Raw genomic sequence first — 6011 nt, 5'->3', positions numbered from 1 at the left:
GTGCCCGATCAATTGCTGCGCCTCGACCACTGCTTGCGACGAGCCCACCGCGTTCATCAGCGTCACCTGCGCAAAGCGGCGGATGCGTGCCCCCCTCTCCGCCAGAAAGCTGCGCATGGGACCTGCCATCCGGTAAGCCCAGATGGGAGAGATGAGAATGACCGTGCGAAAACCCGCAGGGTCGGGGCCCTCATAGCGAATGGCTGGACGGCGCCTGAACAGAGAGTCCAGTAGGCAGCGAAGGCCGCCCAAGAAACCTGCCCGCAAACGGGCGTCGCGGATTTCGCCCATGGGCCAGTCATAGTGCGCTGCGATCAGCTGCGCGGCTCGGCGCGATACGCCGGTGTAAGAGTAGAAAACAACGAGAATGCTGTCCACATCGACTCCTTTTGTGTTGCTCGCGCTACATGTCAGGCGAAGGCGCAGTGAACTGCTGTGGCTCTTTTCTTGGAGCATCCGCGACCATGCAGTCGATGGTGAGTGTGAGGCTGGCAATTGAACCTGCGTTCTGAAGCGCCAGCCGGGTGACCTTGGCGGGATCGATCACGCCCATCTCGAACATGTCGCCGTACTCGCGCAGGGCTGCGTTGTAGCCAAAACTCAGCTGGGCATGCGAATCGACGCGATCCAGCACGATGGAGGGCTCTTGAGCAGCATTGAGGACGATGCGGCGGAGCGGCTCTTCGAGTGCGCGAGCTACGATCTTCAAGCCTGAATCCTCGTCCAGCGTGGGCAGGCTGACACCCTGCAGAGCCTTGCGCGCCCGCAGCAGCGCCACTCCGCCGCCCGGCACGATACCTTCCTCGATGGCCGCGCGCGTGGCGTGCAAGGCATCTTCGACCCGCAGCTTGCGCTCCTTCAGTTCGGTTTCCGTGGCCGCGCCCACTTTGATCACGGCGACCCCGCCTGAGAGCTTGGCGATGCGCTCGTCGAGCTTCTCGCGGTCATAGTCGCTGGTGACCTTTTCTCGCTCCTTTTTCAAAGTTGCGATCCGCTCGCCAATGGTCATTGCGTTGCCAGCGCCTCCAACAATTGTCGTGTTTTCCTTGTCCACCACTACACGGCGCGCACGTCCCAGGTGGTCAAACTTCAGCTTTTCAAGGGTCAGCCCGATCTCGGAGGCGACCACATGCCCACCCGTAACCAGTGCTATGTCCTGCAACATTGCCTTGCGCCGGTCGCCAAAGCCAGGTGCTTTCACGGCGCAGGTCTTGATGACTCCGCGCAAGCTGTTCACCACCAGCGTCGCCAAGGCTTCAGCCGCCACCTCTTCGGCAATCACAAGGAGCGGAGTTCCCGCCTTGGCCACTGTCTCCAGAAGTGTCACCAATTCCTGAAGTCCCGCGAGCTTTTGGTCGTACAGCAGTATGGCGGCATCTTCCAGTACGCAGGTCTGGCGCTCAGGGTTGTTCACGAAGTAGGCTGACAGCCAGCCACGGTCGAACTGGAGTCCTTCGACAGCTTCGAGTTCACTGCTGATACCCGACCCGTCTTCGATCGAGACGGCGCCATCCCGCCCAACCCTGTCGATGGCTTTGGCGACCAGATCTCCCACGGACCGATCATTGTTGGCAGATATCGTGGCTACATGGGCGATTTCCTGTAGAGTGGCGCAGGGCTGAGCCATCTTCTTCAGTTCCGTCACCACCACTTCGATCGCTTGCTCAATCCCGCGCTTCACTTCCATGGGGTTCATTCCTGCGGCCAGGTACTTCAGGCCCTCCTGCACCAGGCCATGCGCGAGCACCGTCGCAGTCGTTGTGCCGTCGCCCGCCATTTCGCTGGTGCGCGCGGCCACCTCACGCATCAGCTGCGCTCCCATGTTCTCGAACCGATCTTCCAGTTCGATTGACTTTGCCACCACCACCCCGGAGTTGACGATTTGCGGAGGCCCGAACTCCCGCTCCAGCACCACTGTGCGGCCACGCGGGCCCAAAGTGACTTTCACTGCTTCGGCGAGCGTGTCGACACCTCGACGGATCTTGTCGCGGGCTTCATCGCGAAACAGCAGCTTCTTGGCAGGCATTGATGAAAACCTCCTTGGCGCATGGTGATAGAGCGCCCCCCGACCGCAGTTGAGAAAGGTCAATCGCATCCCAGCAAGCGAGAGCTTGGCCCTTGGGGGCTTCCTGCCTTTCCAGAAGCCCGGAAAGCCTTGCAGCGAGCCGCATCTGCTCTTGATCGGACTCGTGTCGCTCCGTCACGTCGCGCAAGATGACCGTGAACAGCCGGCCCTCCGACGTGACGACGTGGGAGATCGAGGCCTCGGCAGGAAACTCCTCGCCCGTCTTGCGCAGTCCGTAAACGACTCTGCTGGCACCCATGCGACGCATGGTTGCGCCGGTGGTGCCGAACCGGCGGATCGAGTCGGCATGGCTGCGGCGAAAGCGCTCGGGCAGAAGCCTTTGCAGCGGTTGTCCGATCATCTCCTCAGCCAGCCAGCCGAAGATTCGCTCCGCTGCCCGGTTGTAGATCACAACACGCTGCGAATGGTCGACCGAGATGATCGCATCCAAGGCCGAATCCAGCAGTCCGGCAAGGCGCGGGTCCGAGTTGTGGGAAGCCATGCCCACCTCCTTTTTCACTAATTTACACCTGCGGCGGTTCGCAAGCCTGACACTGACGTGCCTTGTACCCAACAAGAAAATTGCCTGTTTCCGGGAAAAACGCAAGGTGTGGGCGAAAAAACCGTGAAATTGCAGGCACCGACCCCCATCCGGTGCCAGTGTGGTCCGGTGCCAGAAACACCCGCATCTGCACTGCCATCCCCTGCGCAGACCCCGCAGCCGTACCCGTGGCACGGTCACGCACGGCAGCGTGCAAACGTTTCTTCCGCCGCTGCCATGCCATGCCATGCCTGTCAAGCGCTGGTTGTTTCCAAACTGGGGGGCCGGGTTCAGAAAGCGGCAGGCTCAGCGTTGCCGATTTGGGTTTGCTGACGCGGTCGGGCCGCAGACCAGGGCGCCGGAGATATGCTTGCGGCGCGGTTCCGCGCTTACCCTCTCAACCTCCTTCCGCTGCCGTGCTGCTCCGTCTGTTGGGGCGACCGAAGCGGCGATACCCTGCAGTGAATGCAGGCGGACGGTCAAAAAGAGGCAGCTCATTGCAAGCCAATCTATCGACCGCGCATCGCTCGCATTTGATTTTTCTCATGTCGCACCCATGGTCCGCGCAGTACCTTGGAACTGTCATCGCTCGCTGGCCGGATGCGCCGAAAGCGGCAGGATGGCGGGACTGGGCCGCGCTCCACGCGGCCCGTATACCGGGGCATGATGGGCCGCGGTCGCCATTCGAAGCGCAGGCGCCCCCTGCCTTCAGTGGCGCGCCAGCGGGCGGTGACACCCTTGCTTCATGCGCCAGCATGGTGGCCGCATCTTGGGCTGACGTGGTCAATCTGCCGTGTATCCTGCGCACCGCATGCCATTCAGGCTGGTGGCAGATTCAGCACCAGTTGACCGCCCCATATGGGGTTTCTCAAAAGCGCAACTGGCCACCTCGCTTGCAACGGCAGTTGCGGCTGGCAGGCTCCGCACTCCGATGAGGAACAAAGGCCTTGAACCCGCGGCTTTGCCGAGTCCGCTGCGCCAGCGTACCTACGCAGCGGCAATCCGGTCACTCATGCTCGACCCGGTGAGCGATGCGCCGCTTCATCGCGTTCAACCACTCCACAGCTCTCGAGCGAGCATCGTCGTGCTCAGATTCGAGCGCCGACTCCAGTTGATTGAATGCGAGTCGTACCGCGCCCAAGGGATCGCTCGCTTGGGCGTTTCCGCTGAGCACGTCGCCACCAACGATGCGCGCGCGCGTCGTCGCGGCAAAAGTCCCTGTTGCGTCATCGAAGTCCACACTCTGGACGTTCAGGTTCCACTCGAGCACGGCGGGATACACCTGCTCCATCCAACGTATCCTCCTCCGTGCGGCGAGTTCAATGGCGCCCGGAGACGGAACGTTCGTGAAGTGGAGTTGCAAAGGTTGGCGCAACATAAGTTCTCCAATCAACGGTGATTTCTGACAGGCGGCCCTGAACCGATCGTTCTCGGCCGGGCAGAGCGGCGTTCAGCCGTCGGCCGGACAGCGCCGCAGGGGGCGCCTGCTCGCCAGGCAGCGCTGGCGTAGCAAGCCGAAAGGCAGCAAGGAAAGCGGGGCCAGCCGGAACTGCTACTGCGGTCCCACGGCACGTCCTGCTGCGCTGCGCGTAGCCCCGCAGTGCGTGGTGCGGCCGAGCCGCAGGGACAGGGGCTTCACCCACCCGGAGAAAACGAGCTGGTTCAATTCCAGAAGTCATTGCCGGAGGGCAAGGGCGCTAGGCTGGATCGCGACTCGTCGACTCAGTTGGTCGGGTTCTTCGGATCCTGCTTTGGCTGCCGCGCCGCTTCAGCTCCCGCCTTCCGTCGCGCTTCGCGCGCAGCATCCCGCTCAGCCTTCGACGTACCCGCCTTTGCGGGTGTTCCTGGCTCATTCGCCATTCCGGGAACATCCTCCCTGGCGGCTTTCTTGGCTTCTTCAATGCAGCGCTTGCGCGTTGCCTCCTGCTCGGCTGGCGTACCTTGCGGCGGCTTTCTCATGCACTGCTCCCGGTACTCAGCTTCGCCAGTGGACTGGGCAAGCGCAGCTGCTGGGAGCAATGCCGCGACGACAAGTAACGTGGGAACATGGTGTTTCATTGGGATCTCCATTCATGACGGGTGGATGTTTGGAAAGCCATTCCAGGCTTCCAAGTCCCATGGTCCAGGAGCTGGGAGCTGTCCAGATGACGACGATCAACCGCGCGCAAATTCGTCGTCCCGGCGCAACCTTTCCCAATTGAGGGCGGCGAACCAAACTCTTCTGGCGTCGTTACTGCGCCTTGTCGTGATGCTTTGTACTGCCTGCGACGCAGCGCCTCGACAGGACCGCTTCGCTGAGTTTCATTAGCCTTTCATTACCCGCTCTAAACGGACCTGGAGGGTATGGCCAAGGAAACGCGGGCAAAAAAAAGCCCCTGCGAGAGGGGCTTGGAGGTTGTCAGGTGGCTAGCCACCCTGGTCATGCATTGAGTGCAGTGATTGTCATGGGGAACAATCTGCAACCTCCGGTGAGTTTGGGGGGCTACCGGGCAGAACCTGGGTTCCGCCCGGAGCGGCCGGGAATTACATCCCCATGCCGCCCATGCCACCCATGCCGCCCATGTCGGGCATGCCGCCGCCGGCAGGTGCGTCGTCCTTCGGAGCCTCGGCCACCATGGCTTCGGTCGTCAGCAGCAGCGATGCCACGGAAGCGGCGTTCTGCAGAGCGGTACGGGTCACCTTGGTGGGGTCCAGGATACCCATTTCGATCATGTCGCCGTAGGTGTCGTTGGCAGCGTTGAAGCCGTAGTTGCCCTTGCCGTTCAGCACGGCGTTCACCACCACCGATGGCTCGCCACCAGCGTTGTAGACGATCTCGCGCAGAGGCGCTTCGATGGCCTTCAGGATCAGCTTCACGCCGGCGTCCTGGTCAGCGTTGTCGCCCTTGATCTCGCCAGCCGCCTGGCGTGCGCGCAGCAGAGCCACGCCACCACCGGCCACGATGCCTTCTTCCACAGCAGCGCGGGTAGCGTGCAGGGCGTCTTCCACGCGGGCCTTCTTTTCCTTCATTTCGACTTCGGTCGCAGCGCCGACCTTGATCACTGCCACGCCGCCGGCCAGCTTGGCCACGCGCTCTTGCAGCTTTTCACGGTCGTAGTCGCTGGTCGCTTCTTCGATCTGGATGCGGATTTGCTTCACGCGGGCTTCGATGTCGGCAGCGGCACCAGCACCGTCGATGATGATGGTGTTTTCCTTGCCCACTTCGATGCGCTTGGCTTGGCCCAGGTCGGCCAGCGTGACCTTCTCCAGGGACAGGCCCACTTCTTCAGCGATGACCTTGCCGCCCGTCAGGATGGCGATGTCTTCCAGCATGGCCTTGCGGCGGTCGCCGAAGCCAGGAGCCTTCACAGCCACGACCTTCAGGATGCCGCGGATGGTGTTGACCACCAGCGTCGCCAGGGCTTC

At 62.2% G+C, this 6011-nt stretch carries 6 protein-coding genes; all 6 read right to left on the bottom strand.

Annotated features, from left to right (window positions below):
- A partial coding sequence (locus MRY84_RS07450; protein WP_291505099.1) for a flavodoxin occupies positions 1-378 on the bottom strand: 378 nt, incomplete at its 3' end.
- Between the two features lie 25 nt (positions 379-403).
- Positions 404-2026 carry a chaperonin GroEL gene (groL, locus tag MRY84_RS07445; RefSeq protein ID WP_291505098.1) on the bottom strand — a complete coding sequence of 541 codons (1623 nt, stop codon included), beginning with the start codon at positions 2024-2026 and terminating at the stop codon, positions 404-406.
- Positions 1995-2567, bottom strand: a complete 573-nt coding sequence (locus MRY84_RS07440) for a PAS domain S-box protein (RefSeq protein ID WP_291505097.1) — start codon at positions 2565-2567, stop codon at positions 1995-1997. The genes groL and MRY84_RS07440 overlap by 32 nt, the downstream gene beginning before the upstream one ends.
- Before the next feature lie 1045 nt (positions 2568-3612).
- Positions 3613-3984: a hypothetical protein gene (locus MRY84_RS07435; protein WP_291505096.1), complete on the bottom strand. Its 372-nt coding sequence runs from the start codon at positions 3982-3984 to the stop codon at positions 3613-3615.
- A gap of 344 nt (positions 3985-4328) precedes the next feature.
- Complete coding sequence (locus MRY84_RS07430) at positions 4329-4664, bottom strand: hypothetical protein (protein WP_291505095.1); 336 nt, start codon at positions 4662-4664, stop codon at positions 4329-4331.
- A gap of 465 nt (positions 4665-5129) precedes the next feature.
- The coding region (groEL, locus tag MRY84_RS07425) for a chaperonin GroEL (RefSeq protein WP_291505094.1) at positions 5130-6011 on the bottom strand (882 nt) is incomplete at its 5' end.

This window comes from Acidovorax sp., from assembly GCF_022763525.1.
Classification (GTDB): Bacteria; Pseudomonadota; Gammaproteobacteria; order Burkholderiales; family Burkholderiaceae_C; genus Acidovorax.
This window is presented reverse-complemented; position numbering and strand designations above follow the sequence as displayed.